Source organism: Flavobacterium gillisiae (genome assembly GCF_900107635.1).
Classification (GTDB): domain Bacteria; phylum Bacteroidota; class Bacteroidia; order Flavobacteriales; family Flavobacteriaceae; genus Flavobacterium; species Flavobacterium gillisiae.
On the sequence record NZ_FNRD01000005.1, the window covers coordinates 128,656 to 146,306 of the forward strand.

At 33.5% G+C, this 17,651-nt stretch carries 19 protein-coding genes; 6 read left to right on the forward strand and 13 right to left on the reverse strand.

All coding sequences use genetic code 11. From position 1 onward, the window contains the following. Positions 1–115 precede the first annotated feature (115 nt). The 9 genes from BLV35_RS08720 to BLV35_RS08760 all read right to left on the reverse strand — a co-directional run bounded on the left by BLV35_RS08720 (position 116) and on the right by BLV35_RS08760 (position 9,146). Positions 116–613: a hypothetical protein gene (locus tag BLV35_RS08720; RefSeq protein WP_245712035.1), complete on the reverse strand. Its 498-nt coding sequence runs from the start codon at positions 611–613 to the stop codon at positions 116–118. A 142-nt stretch (positions 614–755) separates the two neighbouring features. Further along, positions 756–1,079 (reverse strand): LytR/AlgR family response regulator transcription factor, encoded by a 324-nt coding sequence (locus BLV35_RS08725; protein WP_091088094.1) that lies wholly within the window; start codon positions 1,077–1,079, stop codon positions 756–758. 116 nt (positions 1,080–1,195) lie between these two features. Next, positions 1,196–1,876 (reverse strand): Rossmann-fold NAD(P)-binding domain-containing protein, encoded by a 681-nt coding sequence (locus tag BLV35_RS08730; protein WP_218133007.1) that lies wholly within the window; start codon positions 1,874–1,876, stop codon positions 1,196–1,198. 124 nt (positions 1,877–2,000) lie between these two features. Then, positions 2,001–5,306: a T9SS type B sorting domain-containing protein gene (locus tag BLV35_RS08735; RefSeq protein WP_245712036.1), complete on the reverse strand. Its 3,306-nt coding sequence runs from the start codon at positions 5,304–5,306 to the stop codon at positions 2,001–2,003. A gap of 425 nt (positions 5,307–5,731) precedes the next feature. Next, the gene (locus BLV35_RS08740) at positions 5,732–6,295 is read right to left on the reverse strand and encodes a hypothetical protein (RefSeq protein ID WP_091088098.1); all 564 of its coding nucleotides are present in this window, start codon (positions 6,293–6,295) and stop codon (positions 5,732–5,734) included. A gap of 636 nt (positions 6,296–6,931) precedes the next feature. Then, positions 6,932–7,285 carry a metallophosphoesterase gene (locus BLV35_RS19470; RefSeq protein WP_245712037.1) on the reverse strand — a complete coding sequence of 118 codons (354 nt, stop codon included), beginning with the start codon at positions 7,283–7,285 and terminating at the stop codon, positions 6,932–6,934. A gap of 80 nt (positions 7,286–7,365) precedes the next feature. Further along, positions 7,366–7,797: a hypothetical protein gene (locus tag BLV35_RS08750; protein WP_091088101.1), complete on the reverse strand. Its 432-nt coding sequence runs from the start codon at positions 7,795–7,797 to the stop codon at positions 7,366–7,368. 235 nt (positions 7,798–8,032) lie between these two features. Further along, entirely contained in the window at positions 8,033–8,587 is a 555-nt protein-coding gene (locus BLV35_RS08755; RefSeq protein ID WP_091088104.1) for an REP-associated tyrosine transposase, read from the reverse strand. Positions 8,588–8,744: 157 nt separating this feature from the next. Then, positions 8,745–9,146, reverse strand: coding sequence for a winged helix-turn-helix transcriptional regulator (locus tag BLV35_RS08760; RefSeq protein WP_091088108.1), 402 nt, complete (start codon positions 9,144–9,146; stop codon positions 8,745–8,747). Between the two features lie 105 nt (positions 9,147–9,251). On the opposite strand from BLV35_RS08760, the gene BLV35_RS08765 reads away from it, so the two are divergent. Then, on the forward strand, positions 9,252–9,617 hold the full coding sequence (locus BLV35_RS08765; RefSeq protein WP_091088111.1) for a DoxX family protein: 366 nt from the start codon (positions 9,252–9,254) through the stop codon (positions 9,615–9,617). Positions 9,618–9,619: 2 nt separating this feature from the next. Continuing rightward, positions 9,620–10,252, forward strand: a complete 633-nt coding sequence (locus tag BLV35_RS08770) for an NAD(P)-dependent oxidoreductase (RefSeq protein WP_091088113.1) — start codon at positions 9,620–9,622, stop codon at positions 10,250–10,252. 212 nt (positions 10,253–10,464) lie between these two features. Here the strand turns inward: BLV35_RS08770 and BLV35_RS08775 are convergent, their stop codons facing one another. The 3 genes from BLV35_RS08775 to BLV35_RS08785 all read right to left on the reverse strand — a co-directional run bounded on the left by BLV35_RS08775 (position 10,465) and on the right by BLV35_RS08785 (position 14,118). Beyond that, positions 10,465–11,802, reverse strand: coding sequence for a DEAD/DEAH box helicase (locus BLV35_RS08775; protein ID WP_091088116.1), 1,338 nt, complete (start codon positions 11,800–11,802; stop codon positions 10,465–10,467). Between the two features lie 132 nt (positions 11,803–11,934). Next, positions 11,935–13,479 (reverse strand): DEAD/DEAH box helicase, encoded by a 1,545-nt coding sequence (locus tag BLV35_RS08780; protein ID WP_091088120.1) that lies wholly within the window; start codon positions 13,477–13,479, stop codon positions 11,935–11,937. Between the two features lie 108 nt (positions 13,480–13,587). Then, positions 13,588–14,118: a DUF6155 family protein gene (locus BLV35_RS08785; protein WP_091088123.1), complete on the reverse strand. Its 531-nt coding sequence runs from the start codon at positions 14,116–14,118 to the stop codon at positions 13,588–13,590. Positions 14,119–14,220: 102 nt separating this feature from the next. Here BLV35_RS08785 and BLV35_RS08790 point away from each other — a divergent pair, with 102 nt between their 5' ends. Together BLV35_RS08790 and BLV35_RS08795 are read left to right on the forward strand one after the other, a co-directional pair. Beyond that, positions 14,221–14,505: a DUF3817 domain-containing protein gene (locus BLV35_RS08790; RefSeq protein ID WP_091088126.1), complete on the forward strand. Its 285-nt coding sequence runs from the start codon at positions 14,221–14,223 to the stop codon at positions 14,503–14,505. Continuing rightward, positions 14,498–15,754: a mechanosensitive ion channel family protein gene (locus BLV35_RS08795; RefSeq protein ID WP_091088130.1), complete on the forward strand. Its 1,257-nt coding sequence runs from the start codon at positions 14,498–14,500 to the stop codon at positions 15,752–15,754. Before BLV35_RS08790 ends, BLV35_RS08795 begins: the two co-directional genes overlap by 8 nt. An 87-nt stretch (positions 15,755–15,841) precedes the next feature. On the opposite strand, the gene BLV35_RS08800 is transcribed toward BLV35_RS08795, so the two are convergent. Next, complete coding sequence (locus tag BLV35_RS08800) at positions 15,842–16,225, reverse strand: acyl-CoA thioesterase (RefSeq protein ID WP_091088133.1); 384 nt, start codon at positions 16,223–16,225, stop codon at positions 15,842–15,844. Positions 16,226–16,293: 68 nt separating this feature from the next. Here BLV35_RS08800 and BLV35_RS08805 point away from each other — a divergent pair, with 68 nt between their 5' ends. Both BLV35_RS08805 and BLV35_RS08810 read left to right on the forward strand, forming a co-directional pair. Beyond that, positions 16,294–16,710, forward strand: a complete 417-nt coding sequence (locus BLV35_RS08805; protein WP_091088136.1) for a glyoxalase — start codon at positions 16,294–16,296, stop codon at positions 16,708–16,710. 226 nt (positions 16,711–16,936) lie between these two features. Continuing rightward, on the forward strand, positions 16,937–17,650 hold the full coding sequence (locus tag BLV35_RS08810) for an esterase family protein (RefSeq protein ID WP_091088140.1): 714 nt from the start codon (positions 16,937–16,939) through the stop codon (positions 17,648–17,650). Position 17,651 lies beyond the last annotated feature (1 nt).

Below are 17,651 nucleotides of genomic sequence, written 5' to 3' on the forward strand. Positions count from 1 at the left end.
TGCTTCGTGCGCTTGCTTTGAGGTTCTAGTGACCATTTCGCTGCGATCGATCGATTTTTGGGCTATTCAGTACCAAATAGTACTTAACCGTTAGTGAGCGTTTTTCTTGTACTTTTTATTTGGGATCAAAAGTTTGTGGAATTCTATTGTTTTCTGTTTCTCTGTCAAAAACTACAGAAATAATTTCCCATCTGTCGTCAGCGTAAAAAAGCTGGATGCTATTTATGCCGCGTCGTGCCACAATGCCATTTTTTTCTAATCGAGTTTCATACGTACTCCAAACATTTGCAATATTTCCGAATACTTTTACTTCTCGATTAATTTCTGTTTCATAAAAGGCCGTTTCTAAAACCATATCGTCGGTTTCTTTATGAAAATCCTTAACGGATAAAGTTAGTTGTTTTAATTCTCCGTTGACATTTGAGATATAGGAATAAATTGCATTTGGATTGTGAATGGACAAATCTCTTTCCCATTGTCTTTTTTTCCCAGCTTCGCCTGAAACAACTTCGTAAAACGCTTTCATTAAACCGTTTATTGTTGCAGTATCTTCAATTAACGGATTGTATTTTTCTGTTTTCAGCTGTTGTAAATTTCCTTGTTGAGTTAGCATAATTAAAATAATTAGTTTTAAGACGGTTCGTATCCTATTGTATGATTTGAAAACAAACTAACTACCTTTAATTCCGTTAAAAAAAATATTTATGTACTCTTCTGGATTTTTTATGCAAAAGACTTCAAATTCGATTTGGTTGTTACAGCAGTAACTTATTAATTGCAGTATTCAGACATTCTCGGTAACTTTTTGAAACCGAAATTTTAGTTTCGTTTAATAGAATATGATTGTCTTCGAAAGAATCTATATTTGTTAAATTCACGATATACGAATTATGGACTCGCATAAATTCATTTGGCAAATTGTCAATCAATTCTTTTAAGGATTTATAGTAAATGTATTTTTTATTTTCAATCGTTAAAATTTCAACGTAATTCCCTAAACCTTTAATCACTGTTATTTCATCAAAGTAAAGTTTGATTAGTTTTTTATCCGTTTTTATAAAAGCAAAATTATTAGTCATTTACTTAATTTTTTTGTGTCGAGGAGACTATGTTGTTCAGGAATATTTTTTGAGCAATTTTATCTTGCTCATGGCGAATGCTGTTTTCTGCAATCAGCTTTTATTTTTAATCATACCTAGTTACTTATTTTATTAAAGTCGTCGTATTGTAAAATTTCTAACCCTTTTCCAGTTGTAAAAATGTTGTTTGCTATCGCTGTACCTAATTTCTCTACTGCTATCCCTCGGTATTTTCGCCACTTTCCTTGAAGAATAAAATTTAGTTTAGGCCATACTTTTAAAACAATGGCCTGCGAAAGACCGTATCTATTGGTTGGCGTTAAAATCATGGAGGGTTGAAAGATACTCAAGCGATCAAAGTGAAGTTTTTCTAATTCGGCTACTAATTCTCCTTTGGTTCTCAAAAAAAAGTTAGACGAAGTGGCGCTAATTCCCACTGAAGACAAAAGTTCAAAATGTTGAACTCCGTTTTTTTTACATATTCGAGCAAAATCTAAAACGGCTTGTTTGTCTATCTTCAGAAACTCTTCTTTACTCATTTTAGAAGGTTCGCCTACCCCTAATGTACAAATGCCCACGGATGCATTTTTTACAAAAGACTCATAAGTGGCTGGATCAAAAATATTGATTTCATGTTGCTGCACAAAATCAGCCTGTATAGCGTCAATAGATCGTCTTCCTAACAGAATCAAGCTTGTAAGTTGTTTTGACTTTAAAAAGCGGTTTAAAGCTTGTGTGCCCACGGCTCCACTTGCTCCAAGCATCACTACTGATTTATTTTCGTTAGTATTATTCATTTTTGTTTTGATATGGTATTATTTAGTAATCTCTTTTATACTACTGCAAATTTCGCTAGTACCTATAACCTAATTTTGACCTCGTGGATAATAACTAGCTGCTACATTAGAGCGACTTTGATCTTTATCGTTTCAGCGTAAAATGTCCAGAAAAAATAACTTTCATATTAAGGTTAGCGTTAAACCAATAATCACTAGACGGCATTTCTTTTCCATTAAAGTAACCATCCCATCCAACATCATTTGACGATATTTCTTTCAATAACTTCCCATACCTATCGAATATTGATATCTTCGAATTTGGAAATTTATTTATACCTTTTATCTGCCAATAGTCATTTTTTCCATCATTATTAGGAGTAAAGAATTTTGGATAGTCAATCACAGTAACTTCTTTCGAATCTTCACCACAACCCAATTTATCCCTTATATATGCAGTATAATTTCCTCCTTGAATATTAGGAAAATAATTACTGTCTTGATAGTTTATACCATCTATAGAATATTCAAAATCTCCATCACCTGCTGCTATAATTTCAATAAAATTATTTTCTGATAATTCCTTATATTTTATTTCAGTAATAGAGGGAAGAACAGATCGTACTAATTTAAATCCAAAACTATTTTCACAATAAATACCATTTTGTAACTTACTAACTGTAAGTGTATAATCTCCCGCATTTACTAAATTAGCTTCGTAAGTATTTGAAATAATAGTACCATCTTGAAATTGCCAATTATAACTATCTAAATTATTCGCTACACTTAAAATCAAAGAAGGCTCTATATTGCATAAAAAATAAGTTTTCTCGATGTTAACAGATGGTAAATCATTTACTATTAAGTCAAAACTTGTCTCAGAATAACATAGACTATTAATAGCATTCTCAACTCTTACTTGTATGGTTTGAGACCAAGCTTGCGTATTTTTAAATGAAGCTGGAAACTGACTTGGTAATTCATTTCCATTACTATCGAAATACATTATTTTTAACCCTGATTGATTACCTATAATTTCAGTTTCCAAATTAGACGTATCAAAACTGGCAAAACCATTACCTTCGTCGCAGGCATATTTATTTGATGGTTTATTTATTTGCGGTTGTATAGCCGTTTTTAAGACTAAAGGCGTATCTGTATAACAATTAGTTAAGGGATTAGCCACTCGTACCGTTATTGTTTCTTTATTGCTACTGGAGTTTGTATAAGGATTGGGTAATGGACTTGGTAATTGATTTCCACTAGCATCAAAATAAGTAACTTCCATTCCTATTTGGTTTCCTAAAACACTGGACTTTATATTTGAAGTATCAAAATATTCAGAGATACCATCATTATTATCGTCACAGCCAATAATTTCTTGTAAAATATTTGCTACTGGCAGTTGATATGCGACTAATTTGAAGGTTGATTCCTTAAAACAATTTGTATCTGTATTAATGGCTTTTACTGTCGCTAATTCTTCATTGGCAATTACATTACGAATAGCATTCAAAGGTGTTTGTATTTGTTGACCATTTTCATGATAAAATTCAACTCTTATATTGGTCGCCGTTCCTATAATCGAAGTTTCAAGTGCTTGTAAATTAAAAAGTGCAAGACCATCAGTGTCATTATCACATACATTTATGTTCGAAACAGAAGTTAAGTCTGGCAATGGATTTACAATTAAATCGAAAGTGATTTCAGAATAGCAACAATGATTTTCTTTATGAGCGACTCTTACTGTTATTGTTTCTCTATCTTTAATGGTGTTAGTAAAGGGATTAGGTAAGGAATTGTATTTATTACCCTTACCATCTATGAAAGTAACATCTTTATCAATTTGCCCTCCTAAAACTTGCTCAGTAATCATCGAAACATCAAAAGATGATGAGAATCCAGTATTAAAACTATCTTCACACGCATAAACATTGTTTATTCCGTATGCTTTTGGCGGCTCTTTAACGTCAATTGTTTCCGATAAAAGCTCAACTGTTCCATCTATACCAGTTACGGTGGCGGTAATAGTATAAGTTCCATCTGCTGAAAAATCGTGAAAAGGGGATAAATCATTGGAGGTATTCGTTACTCCTGAAGCAGGATCTCCAAAATTCCATACTATTGAAGCTATTTTTGATTGATCCTCAACACTAAATTCCTTCAAAAAATCAGAGCAAATATTTGAAAAATTCATTTCAAAATTATTAGTAACATGATTTACATTTCCAGTTACGTTGATGTAAAAATTTGCATTTGGATGTCCAAAGTCAGCACTAGCAATATATTTATTTTGATCAAAAGTAGGGCCACCAGGCAGAGTAGTACAACCTTTTTGCCATGACACACCATTATCTTGCGCCGAACCAGCTATAAAAGCGACTCCATCTCCCCAGCCAATTCCTTTGTGCACTTCTACCAGAATTTTTTTAACACCAGGTGGAATAGTTATTGGTGTAACAAAATCTACCTGTATAACTCGAGATTCATGATTATAACCTATGCTAGTTGGAAGGGCTTGGATTTGACTACTCCCGATTAAATCAGTTTCGGAAAAAGAAGCAGGAAAATTGTCATCTATTTTATAGATATTAAAATTTACCTCTGAGTGTGAAGAACCTGTACCACTAATTCCAACTTGACCAGATTTAATTACAAATTCTTCATTATCTGATATGCCAAAATCTTTTAAATCAAAAGTTCTTGCCCAATCTATATAAGTAGAGGTACACGAAGGAATTCCTGTATTTATTACATCATCACATACGTTATGAGAGAGCCTGGTTATTGGTCCTGAACTTTTTGAGTTAAATGCTTCACCAGTAACGTTTATATAAAAATTAGCATTTGGAACGGGTATCGTTAAATCTTTAGTAGAAACTAAAGTGTAACCAGTGCCACAACCATTATACCAGGATTCTTCTGTATCTTCTGCAGTACCTGCGACAAGAACTTCAGTCGGTGTTGGATCAGAATAGTCTTTATACTTTTCTACCGTTACCAAAATTCTATCAATCCCAGCAGGAACAACTATTGGTGCATCAAATTCTGCTTGAACAATTTCAGGAGCACCATTAATAATTGGTGTTTTTCCGAGGCTACCGCTTCCTAACATTCTTGTGTGGTATGGGTATGCTGAAGAGACTAATCCAGAAAAATCCGAATCAATACTAAAAACGGTAACATACAAAGTTGTACTAATATTAGATTTACTAAGTCCTATCTGCCCTGATTTAATGATAAATTGCTCATTTGGTTTTATACCAAAATCTGATAATTGAAACACTCTTGACCAACTTTCAGTATCATCACAAGGAAGCATATCAGTTTTAACTAGTGTTGTTCCAATATTATTAGTTAGAGTTATTTGGGCACCTATATATTGAAAAGACAGCACAAAAAAAAGTAACGCTTTGATTTTAATTATACTTCTTGAGTTAGTTAATTTCATTCTTGTTTATGTTGTTTTCGACGTGCTAACGCTAAGAGTTTCTGTAGCTTCTCAATGCATTTTTTTTCTTTTGGAAAAAGATGAAGTTATGAAAAGTACTGTTAGCTGTTCGTCTTTAGCACAAAACCGAAAATGCCTTGAAACGGCCGTTATTTGATGTTTTATTCTTATGCTAAAATATATAAATTATACTACAAGTCATCAAATAAGAAACTAAAAAAAAACATCGCAATACTTCTTCAAGGATCACAATGGTTTACCATTTATAAAACAGCATAAATACTATTTCGTTTTATGTCTTTTATGACGCTCGTTTATTCTCGCTATGTTAGTGTAGTTATATCCGAGCGATCCAGAGAATATTGAAATGAACTTCCGTCCTATCGACGTTATGACATATCTAAGCGACCAGCGTTCATTTGCTTTTAAGTCATAACTTTTGGCACCAATTCTTTTCTGTACAAAAGTAGCCCTAAGCCAGAAGCAAATATAACGCAACTCGTTAACATCAAATTTCCATTATTCCAGATAAAATAAGAGATTCCAACAAACGGACCCCCTATTATCACCATAAGCGAAGGTATTGGATTCGTTTTGATAAAATTGAACGCATGAACTGCTAAACCAAGAAATAGTAAAGATGGTCCTACTATTACAAAAGGGTATAAAATTAGTGGTGTATTGCTAATATGTTCACTTAATTTTTCACTACTGATAGCATCATCTCCAAAACTCCACATGATAAAGTCAATAGTGCAAAGGCCGATGTGAGCGATCACTCCTAAAGCCGTCAAAACAGAGGCAACGGAACTAATTTTGTTTTTAGGAAATACAAAATTAAAAGAAAACAGTAATACTGCTCCAATCAAATTAAACCAATGTGCTAAATCAATATGTTTTTGTGCACTTAATGATCCTTGCGCAAATAATACGTAACTCGTTACAAAAAATAGTAATCCTAGAAGACATAAGGTTTTTGGTTTGGCCATAATTTACTTTTTTTAATTCTATGTTGTATAATTTAGTATTAAGAGTTCTTGAGAATGCACTTGTTTTGATTAATGATGTATTGCGGGTTTAAATCTACTATTAAATAGCTCGAATGCCAAACGATGTACTTTCGTGGCGTTTCTAAATGTGAGCGAGCTTGTTATTGCCAATAGTTTTTATATATCCATTTCTACCATCTCTGCTCTTGCTCCAAAACGGATTGGTAAAATACTGGTGCCAATTCCTTTCGAGATATACATTTTTGGTTCAGATTCAGTATACCAACCTTTTAAATATTTTCCACTTCCTTTAGGCTTGAATGGAGCAATTCCTAAAAATGTAATTTGTCCTCCGTGGGTATGACCGGAAAGGACTAAATCAATATTTAAATTTCCTTTTTCTTTTGTAATAATATCTCTGTGTTCCGGACAATGTGATAAAACAATAGTAGTTTCGGTCTCTTTTAGATTCTCAACCGCTTTTCCAAAATCGGCATTTCCACCAACAAAATCATCGATTCCAATTATTGATATTTCCCGATTTCTTATTGAAATAGTTCGGTTCTCATTTATTAATAATTCACAATTATTTTTAGAATATACGCTTTTAAGTTCTTGTAGATCAATATCTCCCCACTATTCCCAATTTCCAGTGATTGCATACTTTTGGATAGACTGATCAATTAATTGAAGGAATTCATTCAGCGATGCTGTTTTTCCAGTTTTATCGACTGAATCTCCAGTGATAAATACTAGATCTGGTTGTATCGAATTAATTTTTTTTGCAATAGTTTTGTGAAAATACCTTAATTCGTCAAAATGTAAATCTGAAATCTGAATAATTTTTATTCTATTCTTTTTTGATTTTGAGATATCAAAATAGTTCCAATCGATAACATATTTCTCAAACCAGATTGAGTCCAAAAGAACTAACCCAATTAAGGCTAATATTCCTCTTTTAATAAATTTTCTTCTGGTTAAATTTGTCATTTTTTAAATTTCGGCTGTCGTTGCGTTGCAAGATAAGGACGATCTGAGTTATTTACTTTATTTGCGATTTCTTAATTTGATTAATTTAATTTATCGGTGGATTTATAGATTTTAATTAATCTATCGCGCTCATTCTTCCTTTTATTTGAAGATATAAATAGAGGAATTGACACTCCTAATTCAATAGCACCCATAGCTACAAACATGCTTCCTATTGATTCTCCAACACCTTCTTGGTCATTTTTCGAACCAGAAATAACCATAAAGCCAAATGCTGTGGTCAAGGCAGAAAGCGAAGTGAAAACTATTCCTAAAGTTTTTTTTGTTCTTCTTTCTTTATCTTTTTCTAAAATAGTACCCAAATTCAAATAGCTAAGTGAGTTACTTAGTTCATTTGGTTTCATATTTAATTGAAATGACTCCAGTCTTTTTAATTCGTAATTTTTGAATTCTTGAGAAAAACAATTTGTGAATGAAAATAAAGCAGTTAAAATAATTAGTGTCTTTTTCATAAGGTTTACCAACTTGGATGTAGTATCAAATATATACAACTTTTCTTATATTAAAATTAAATAAGAAAAAAAAAAGAATTGCCCCCTTTCTTCAAGCTTTTTACTGGTTTTCCTTTTACAAATCAGAAAAAATACTATTTCATTCTCTATACTTTAACCGGTTTTTCTACTGGTTCGTTTTTGTTTTGTATCCCGATAGCGCGGATTTGCAATCCGCGCCCGCTCCAAAAGGCAACTAAAATAAATTTAATATAATTACATCTAGATCATTTTCTAAACTAGCATAATTTCTAGCTGAACTAAAATAATAATCTTCAGGTAATGTGACGATTTTTTCTTTGACAGGATTATTGTGAATGTAATTTATCTTTTGCTTTATAAACCAGTTCGTTTCGACAATTTCGGCATGATACCCATCTTGCCAAACTTTATATTCTTGTTCTCGTTTGAGATGAGCACATGCTTTTTGAAAATGTTTTAACATCCACTCTCTTCTACTCTCTGGCTCTTCGCTAATAGTTTGAATTATCTTCTTTGAAGTATATTTTTTGAAATCACGCATCACATCAGATAATATAAAACCATTTGTTGCTTTACATAACAAATGAATATGACTACTCATAATGCAATAAGCATAAATCTCTAAGCCCTTATTTTGCTGACAATGTTGTAATGCGTTTATGAGAACGTATTTTTGATTTAACCTCGTGAAAACATCTACCCAGCCCACTGTTGTTATAGTGATAAAATAAGCTTCTTCTGTGGTTGTAGCTTTATATTTGGTTGACATTGTCGTTGCTTTATTTACTTATGGTTGCTTTTGTTTACGGGCACGGAATACAATTCCGCGCTATCGTTGCGGAGATATATCCGAGCAATCTCGTCTACAATGTTCATATTTACTACTATCTCGGCTATTATTTTTATACTTTGTTGTGCTCTCGTCTTTATCTTTTCATTATCATTTTTCTATGTTCCAATCCCCAATTTGTCAATTCGATTATTAATGGAACTAGTGTATATCCATAGTCAGCCAACTTATAGGATACTTTTACTGGGATTGAATCATATACTTTTCTTTCCACCAACCCGTTAATTTCCAAATCTTTCAATTCTTTAGATAGCATTCTAGGAGTAATTTTCGGTATTCCTTTCTCTAATTCTGAATATCTAAATTCTTTATTGCAGAGTAATGCAATTATCGGCATTTTCCACCTTCCTTGCACAATCTCCATTGTATCTTGAATGGCTTGCAATTCCTTTCGATAATGTTCGATTATTTCCAAAGGAGGCTTGTCTATTCTGTAACTCTTGAACTCTTCTATTTTATCTTTTAAAGCCTTATCCATTTCTATCGGTTTTTGCAAATATACACTATACTTTGGTATAGTGCTATATAATGTATAGTGAATGTTTCATAGATTTGCGTCATTATTATTTTAAAAAGTAAAAAAATGAAAATATTATTTTGGATAGTTAGTGTTGGATTAGTTGCTTTTGAAATGGCAGCAGGAATTGGAAAACAATTAGGCGGCAAAATGGCTGTTGAATGGATGAATAAATTGGGGGTTGCTAAACCTTTTATGAGTGCATTCGGAGGATTAGAAGTGGGAGCTGCTGGTGTTATTCTTTACAGTCTTTTTAACAAGAATCCTTTCTTTGACAAACTTGTTCCTTGGGCTTGTTTGGTGCTTGTTGTGCTGAAAGTAGTTGAACTAATTTTACAAAATAAAGCAAGTGAACCTTTTGCTGCAATGGTCGGACCTATTGTCGTTCTTGCACTTGTAACTGCATTTTATTTCATCAGACAAAGCATATAAAAATGAAAAAAACAGTTTTAGTATTCGGTGCAAATGGTAATGTAGGTAGTCATTTTGTCAATCAAGCATTAGAAGCGGGTTATAAAATAAAGGCTTTTGTTAGAAGCCCTGAAAAATATACGGTTTCTGATAATCCAAATGTTGAAGTGGTCAAAGGTGATGCTACTAATTTTGGTGATGTAGAGAATGCAATGAAAGGTGCTGATTTAGTAGTGAGCTGTTTAGGCAATCCATTAAAGAAAAAAATCTATATAATGGATAAATCCTATGAAATTATAATGTTAGCTGCATCCAAGCAACCAAAGCCACCAAGGTGTTTAATGATTTCAAGTATTGGCGCGAATGGTTCTTCTTGGTTTGTTAGATTTTTGCTTCAACGTTTTAACGGAAAAGAAGGTTTTACAGATTATGAAAAAGCAGATAAAAGGGTTCTTGATGAAAAAAATGTTCCCTTTGTTGTTATCCGACCCGCCGGGCTCACAGATAAAAAAGGGGAAGGAAAATATCGAGTGATTGACAAGCCAACTGTTTTCTTTCCAAAATTCATTTCTCGCTCTGATGTTGCTAAGTTTTTTGTGGATTGTCTAACCAATACTTCTTTTGACGGTAAATCGGTAATGATTCAAGGTGTTTAGTTTTTTCAGATGGAGCACAACTAGTATATAACATCAAATATACACCTCTTTTTGTGCTTTTTCAATAAACAATTAATCTTTTTCCTATGTTTTGCGCTTTGGGCTAAAACAAGGATAATAAAGAAACTACTTGAACTAATTAAAACAAAAAAAACCATTGCACCGCTTCTTCAAGCATCGCAATGGTTTTTCATTTATAAAACAGAAAAGTACTATTTCATTTTTTGTCTTTTTACCGGTTTTTCTATTGGTTCGTTTTTGTTTTGTGACAAATAATTAGCCAATAACTTTTCGATCAATTCGTCCTTAGTCAAGTGATGAAAAACAGTTTTTATTTTTGTTTTCAGTTCCGCATCCACCTCGTGGTTGGGTTTGGTTTTGAATATTTGTTTTGCCCAAAGTAAGGTATTGTTTTCTTCGATGCTTAGCGCGCTTGGTTTTTTAAATTCAGTGAATTTGATTCCTAGCTCTTTTTCAAAGTCGGCGATTTCTACTACTTCTTCTGGTTGTAAAACTGTTAATGAAAGTCCCTTTGCTCCTGCTCTAGCTGTTCTTCCGCTACGGTGTACGTAAGCTTCGTAAACATCAGGTAAATGGTAATTGACTACATAGGATATTTCTTTTACGTCAATTCCTCTAGCAGCTAGATCTGTGGCTACTAATATATTGATGTGTCCTTCACGAAATTGCTCCATGATTCGGTCTCTAATTCCTTGTGACAAACTACCGTGCAAGGCTCCAGATGAAAAACGGTTAATAGCTAAGTTTTTAGCTAGTTTATTTACTGCTGCTTTGGTCTTGCAAAATATGATTCCGCGTTCCCCTTCTTTTGAATTAAGGAAATGCATTAAAACATCTAGTTTTTCAATAGGATCTACCACAATGTATTCGTGATCGATTCCTTGATTTCCTACCGTTTCCATATTTGCGCTCACCTGAACTACATTTTTATTCAAGTAGTTCTGGATCAGCTGTTTTATGGTTCCTGGCATAGTAGCCGAAAACAATAATGTTTTGTGTTCCTTTGGTAATTCGGCAATAATTTCATCTAAGCTTTCTTTCAAGATAGTCACCATTTCATCGGCTTCATCTAAGACAAGAAATTTAGTTTCCTTAAGATTGATTGCTTTGCGCTGAATAAGATCAATTAAACGACCTGGTGTCGCTACCACAATATGTGTGGGTGCAACTAGGCGTTCGATTTGTGGTTTTATTGGAATTCCACCGCAGGTTGCAGCAATAGAAACTTCAGGAAGGTATTTTGCAAAATCTTCTAGGTTTCTAAAAATCTGATGTCCTAACTCTCTTGTAGGAACCAGAATAAGCGCTTGTACCGTTGGCGAAGTGGTATCTATTAATTGTAAAAGAGGCAATCCAAAAGCTGCTGTTTTTCCGGTTCCTGTTTTAGCAAGTCCAACTAGATCAGTTGTATTGGCTAAAAGTAGCGGAATTGCTTTAAGCTGAATTTCTGTGGGTTCAACAATATTCAATTCGGAAATTGCTTTTAGAATTGGTGCTGAAATCCCTAAATCAGAGAATTGTTTTGGCATTTTTTTGGATTTATTATTTTATAAAAAATAGTTATTTTGTATGCTGGATTTCTAGCCCTGATGGAAACGGCATCCTGTTGTGGTGGTGTTCACCACAACAGATACAGTGTACAGCAGGAAAAGCTCCTTATATTATTCATCATCAGGTTCGTTCATGATTTTCTCACGATACTTCTTCCCGATCATTAATGTCATTTTTAATTTGTAATCATCAACTAACCATTCGCGGTAGTTTTTACTACACTGGCTCAAACACTTAGAATAGCGTTTGATACGGCAGTCAATGTCATCGTCCAATTCGCGGGACAATGATTTTGCTTCCTGTAATGTCTCCGTATTATCTACACACATCGAAGAATGTTGCTCTAACGACTTGTCTAAAACTACTTTTGAACGCAGGTTTTGGGCAATGATGAGTTTGTGTTCTTCATCGACATCAAAACTTACTTCGGCCGTTTTACTAAATTTAGCACGCAATTCTGGCGGCATAGAGTACTTGAAATACAATTCTATCTCCGTGTCATCACGTAAATTTTCTAGATAAAACTCTGGCGATTTAAAGATATGTTGCCAGTTTACAGGCTCACTCCACAAACCGAAACGGGCTGCATTATTTCCTAAATCGATTACCGTAAACATATCCTTGTTAGGCAGTTTTCTCGATCCACGACCAATCATTTGGTAGTATAATGTCAATGATTTTGTTGCTCTATTCAGAATGATAGTTTCCACGGTAGGCTCATCAAAACCAGTGGTCAGGATCCCAACCGAAGTCAAAATCGCATCTGGTGTTTTCTTGAACCACTGTAGAATATCTTTACGTTCCTCAGCGCTACTAGTATTGTCTAGATGGCGGATAGGGTAACCGGCTTCTCTAAACGTTTCATAAACGTATAAAGAGGTATTAATTCCGTTATTGAAAATCAGCGTCTTTTTACCTAATGATTTCTCTGTATAAGCATGCAATAATTTCTCCTGCATCGCCATATTAGTATACAAATCATCAGATGATTTCACGGTGTAATCTCCGTTAATTCCGACTTTCAACGACGTAAGACCTACATCATAACTATATGTAATTGCTTTTGCCAAGAAACCGTTTTCAATCAATGAATTAATGGTATCCCCTACGATTAATTCATCGTAGCTTTCGTGCATTGGCAGTTTTATATTTGAACTCAAAGGGGTTGCTGTAACTCCTAAAATAAAAGCATTTGTAAACGAACTCAATAATTTTCTAAATGAGTTGTAATGCGCCTCATCGATGATTACCAGTCCTACATTATCTAAATGTAGTTTCTCATCATTGATACGGTTTTTCAGCGTTTCTACCATCGCCACAAAACAAGAATATTCGTTTTGGTCTGGAAGGTCTTTTACCTTACTGTTGATAATTTTGTTTTTTACGCCAAAACCTTTCAACATCTTAGAAGTTTGTTTACACAACTCAATTCTGTGTGTTAAAACAACTACTTTATTGTCACTTTTAGATAAATAGCGACGAACGATTTCAGAGAACACAACCGTTTTACCACCACCGGTAGGCAGTTGATACAACAGGTGATGTTGCTTTGGTGCATTGTCTATCCGTTCAAAAATGGAATCAATATCTCCTTTTTGGTATCCATAGAGTTCTTTTCTGTCTTCTTTTTCTATTTCTATAGTATTTTCAAACATTGTTTTTTGTTGGGTTTTTGCAAAAATACACCTAAAAAACAGTTATTATGTTATATTTAATTTAAAATATAGGGAGGGATTGAAGAAATTTCTGTTATGGGGAGCCGACTAATACTCGAATCTCTCGATGATTGCGTCAAATTCTGGCTCATTTTTCCATTTTTGCGTAATAGTTTCCTTATGAATGGCGTTGATTCTAGATTTGAATTCGTTAAGAACCCCATTTGCAATCATAAATACCACCGCTTGTTCAAAAGAGTTGAACATACTTTTAAAAAAGAGTTCTTGTTTGATGGTGTTTTCAGAGGAGAAAGCTTGTGCGATTTCGATATTATACAGCATAACATCTGCTATTACAAATGGATCTACACCCAAAGAGATAAAGTGCTTGATGTACTTCTGGGCAACGGAACGACGCATTTTTGGCTTTTTGCGTTTCTTGGCGGCCGTTTGTAGTGGAAAGTATTCGTTCGAAATTTTAAGCTTGCATTCCTGCAGCAGCGTTTCTTCCTTTGGATTGAACACAAAATTATAATACACTTTTACGGGACTAAATTTCTCATACAATTCGAGAATCTGCTCTTCAAGTTGCTCTTTTGTAAGTTGGTTCAAATATTTTTTTAAATCGCGTTTGCTCATTTTAAAAGGTTCAGGTTACAAAAGTAAAAGAGTTTAAGATGGAATACCTATAAAATCAATCATATTACTTAATTTTGCTCATAATTTCTAAAAATAAAGTACATGCTCAAGTTTTTTAAGGTGGTAGCGATTCTAGAAGGAATCTCTTATTTGGTTTTGTTTTCGAATATGTTGTTTATCAAACCCAATAATTTTGATCTTTATAAAACCTTACTTTATCCGATAGGAATGAGTCATGGTGTATTATTTATTGGTTATGTTATCTTAGCGTTCATATTAAGGAAGCCTCAAAATTGGTATTTTAAAACTTTTTCTATTATCCAATTAGCCTCTTTAATTCCATTTGGTACTTTTTATGTAGAGAAGAAATACTGTGTAAATGCTTAAATTCATAGAAAAGACATTCACTTTTTTTTATCCGATATTCCGTAAATGGGGAATGGGATACAGCTTTGCGTCCTATTTAAGTCTGATTCTTAATATAGCTGTGCTTTGCATTGTGGCATACAGTATTTATATTGTATTCCGATTAGTGTTAGTGACTATAATGATCTTTATAGCGCGAAAAACCAGAACAAAATTTGATGATTTATTGGTGACCAATAAAACCGCTAAATACATCGCGCATTTAATTCCGTTGTTGTTTATTTATAAATCAGTTCCTGTGATTCTGGAGCGTTATGAATATTGGGAAGGCGTTTTTGGAAAGTTAGTCGGAATCTATATTGTTATTCTAGTGTTATGGATTATTCGTACCGTTTTTAACGCCTTACGCGATTATCTAAAACTAAAACCAAGATACAGCGATAAACCCATCGATAGCTTTATTCAAGTTATCATGATTGTGTTATGGATCGTGGGAATTACTATCATCATATCGAGATTATTTGATATTGGTCATGCCGAGCTTCTAACGACCTTTGGAGCAGTATCTGCTTTGATTATATTAATTTTTAGGGATATTATTTTGGGTTTTGTAGCCAGTGTCCAAGTATCTGTAAATGATATGGTTCGAATAGGTGACTGGATTACTATGGCAAAATTTGGTGCTGACGGAGATGTAATCGAGATCAATTTGACTACGGTAAAAGTGCAGAATTTTGACAATACTACCACCACGATTCCAACGTATAGCTTGAGTTCTGATTCTTTTCAAAACTGGCGTGGAATGCTTCATTCTGATGGGCGACGTATAAAAAGACACATACTTATTAAAACCAGTAGTATTCATTTTTTGAATAATGAGGAGTTACTAAAGCTAAAGAATATCACGCTTATCAGTGACTATATTGATACCCGTATGACCGAGGTTGATAAATACAATCAAGACAACGAGATTGATAAATCGCTCGCTATAAATGGTAGAAACATCACTAATTTAGGGTTGTTTAGAAAATACATTACCCAATACCTAAACAATCATCCGGCGATAAACAAAGATCTACTCCTACTCTGTCGTCAATTGCAATCGACAGCACAAGGCGTTCCTTTAGAAGTGTATGCTTTTACCAGTGACAAGCAGTGGCAAAATTATGAGTATATCATGTCTGATATATTTGATCATATAATAGCATCAGTTCCTTTCTTTGGACTGGAGTTATATGAACTGCCTTCTAACAATGAGTTTCTTCAATAATAAGTAGGGATTCAGATTTAATTTTAAACATAAAAAAGGGAATGAAGATTAGATCTTCATTCCCTTTTTTATGTTTGTCCAAACTTATTACAACCGATTTTTCACAAATTCTATCTCTGTTTTTCCGTGTGCCTTAGGTTTACCATCTTCTCCAAGGTTTACCATCGTGGTGCTCGCTATTGAAATAATCGTTTCGCGGGTCATCATATTACGAACCTCGCATTTTAACGTAAGGGAACTGTTTCCAAACTTTACCACATCAATACCAATTTCGATAATATCTCCCTGTTTTGCGGAGCTTCTGAAATTAATTTCCGACATGTGTTTAGTAACTACTCTTTGGTTTTCTAATTGAATAATAGAATATAAAGCTAATTCTTCATCTATCCAAGCTAACAACTGACCCCCAAATAAAGTTCCATTTGGATTCAAGTCTTCTGGTTTTATCCATTTTCTAGTGTGAAATCGCATATTTTTTTATTTAATAACGCGAAAGTAACCTATCTCCATTGATTTTTTTATAATTTTAAAGAAAAAAGATGGACTCAAGAGATGTTTTTTTAAAAGAATTCCGCGGAGAAACAATTGGAAGTGTTAGTACACAATCCTCATCCGAGGAAATGTTCCAGAACGAAGTACTTCGTCCTATATTAAAGCTACAAAATGATTTGTTTATTGCTTCTTTCACAAATTATTCGGCGAAATACAAGGGTGATTTCTACGCTCAAACCACCGAAAAGAAGATGGCTACCATTGAAAATGCAATTCAAAAAGACATAAAATACCGAAATGCATTAAAAGGAATGGTAATAGGATTATTCACAATAGAGGAATATTCATTCTATATCAAGAATTCATCAAATCTCAATAAAAGAATGATGAACATGCTAATCGAAAGGTTAAAAAGCCAGGTTCAGTTGTTTGAAGCTGATTCCAGTGAGAAATCAAGGCTGTAAAATATTGATTTTATAGAAATTAGCTTTCATTTTAATCGAAAGTTATAGTAGCGTGTGTTTAGTTTTATTTGCAGATTCTCAATAAAATTAGGCTTTCACTCGAGAATAGTCAAAATATCTAATACTTTAAGGAATCATACTATTTTTAATGTAAAAAGGAAGATTATATAGGTAATTTCTCCACTTTAAAAGAATATTTTCGTTATTATTGTTAAAACCAAAATATATGAAAGAAGAATATTTCAAGTGGTATTCTCCTAACCTAAATAAGGAGATTGAGATGTTAGTTTTTGGGCATGCCGGATATCCGGTAATCCTATTTCCTACTTCAATGGGTAGTTACCATGAAAACAAGGACATGGGCCTGATCGAATCGGCTAAATGGTATGTGGAGCAAGGATTAATACAAATATTCTGTCCAGATAGTATTGATAAAGACAGTTTTTATAACAAACACATTCACCCTATACATCGCATCGAAAACCATGTGCGATACGACAAAATGATCTGTCACGAAATTGTAGAGAAAGTCAAAAACAATACTCCATCTGGGAAGGTTGCAGTTGCCGGTTGCAGTTTTGGAGGATATCATGCAGCTAATTTTGCTTTTAGACACCCCGGTTATGTTAGCCATATGTTTTCTATGAGTGGAGCTTTTGATATAAAAAGCTTTCTGGATGGTTTTCATAACGATGATGTTTTTTATAACAGTCCTGAGGATTACTTATATGGATTAGAAGACCCTGAATTATGGAAAATGGATATCGTTCTAGGTACTTCAAATTGGGACATTTGTTTTGATGCTAATCTCAAATTAAGCAAGGTTTTAAGTCAAAGAAATATACACCACTGGCTTGATATTCGTCAGGACAAAAATCATGATTGGCCTATATGGAAGGAAATGTTTCCACATTATTTATCCCGAATCAAGTTTTTTTAGA

Bases quoted from the DNA above. Each gene is read 5' to 3' on its own strand.
- BLV35_RS08800 (WP_091088133.1), bottom strand. From the start codon at position 16,225: ATGCGATTTCACACTAGAAAATGGATAAAACCAGAAGACTTGAATCCA.
- BLV35_RS08750 (WP_091088101.1), bottom strand. From the start codon at position 7,797: ATGAAAAAGACACTAATTATTTTAACTGCTTTATTTTCATTCACAAAT.
- BLV35_RS08770 (WP_091088113.1), top strand. From the start codon at position 9,620: ATGAAAAAAACAGTTTTAGTATTCGGTGCAAATGGTAATGTAGGTAGT.
- BLV35_RS08740 (WP_091088098.1), bottom strand. From the start codon at position 6,295: ATGGCCAAACCAAAAACCTTATGTCTTCTAGGATTACTATTTTTTGTA.
- BLV35_RS08720 (WP_245712035.1), bottom strand. From the start codon at position 613: ATGCTAACTCAACAAGGAAATTTACAACAGCTGAAAACAGAAAAATAC.
- BLV35_RS08790 (WP_091088126.1), top strand. From the start codon at position 14,221: ATGCTCAAGTTTTTTAAGGTGGTAGCGATTCTAGAAGGAATCTCTTAT.
- BLV35_RS08810 (WP_091088140.1), top strand. From the start codon at position 16,937: ATGAAAGAAGAATATTTCAAGTGGTATTCTCCTAACCTAAATAAGGAG.
- BLV35_RS08725 (WP_091088094.1), bottom strand. From the start codon at position 1,079: ATGACTAATAATTTTGCTTTTATAAAAACGGATAAAAAACTAATCAAA.
- BLV35_RS08795 (WP_091088130.1), top strand. From the start codon at position 14,498: ATGCTTAAATTCATAGAAAAGACATTCACTTTTTTTTATCCGATATTC.
- BLV35_RS19470 (WP_245712037.1), bottom strand. From the start codon at position 7,285: ATGACAAATTTAACCAGAAGAAAATTTATTAAAAGAGGAATATTAGCC.
- BLV35_RS08805 (WP_091088136.1), top strand. From the start codon at position 16,294: ATGGACTCAAGAGATGTTTTTTTAAAAGAATTCCGCGGAGAAACAATT.
- BLV35_RS08775 (WP_091088116.1), bottom strand. From the start codon at position 11,802: ATGCCAAAACAATTCTCTGATTTAGGGATTTCAGCACCAATTCTAAAA.
- BLV35_RS08765 (WP_091088111.1), top strand. From the start codon at position 9,252: ATGAAAATATTATTTTGGATAGTTAGTGTTGGATTAGTTGCTTTTGAA.
- BLV35_RS08755 (WP_091088104.1), bottom strand. From the start codon at position 8,587: ATGTCAACCAAATATAAAGCTACAACCACAGAAGAAGCTTATTTTATC.
- BLV35_RS08735 (WP_245712036.1), bottom strand. From the start codon at position 5,306: ATGAAATTAACTAACTCAAGAAGTATAATTAAAATCAAAGCGTTACTT.
- BLV35_RS08785 (WP_091088123.1), bottom strand. From the start codon at position 14,118: ATGAGCAAACGCGATTTAAAAAAATATTTGAACCAACTTACAAAAGAG.
- BLV35_RS08780 (WP_091088120.1), bottom strand. From the start codon at position 13,479: ATGTTTGAAAATACTATAGAAATAGAAAAAGAAGACAGAAAAGAACTC.
- BLV35_RS08760 (WP_091088108.1), bottom strand. From the start codon at position 9,146: ATGGATAAGGCTTTAAAAGATAAAATAGAAGAGTTCAAGAGTTACAGA.
- BLV35_RS08730 (WP_218133007.1), bottom strand. From the start codon at position 1,876: ATGAATAATACTAACGAAAATAAATCAGTAGTGATGCTTGGAGCAAGT.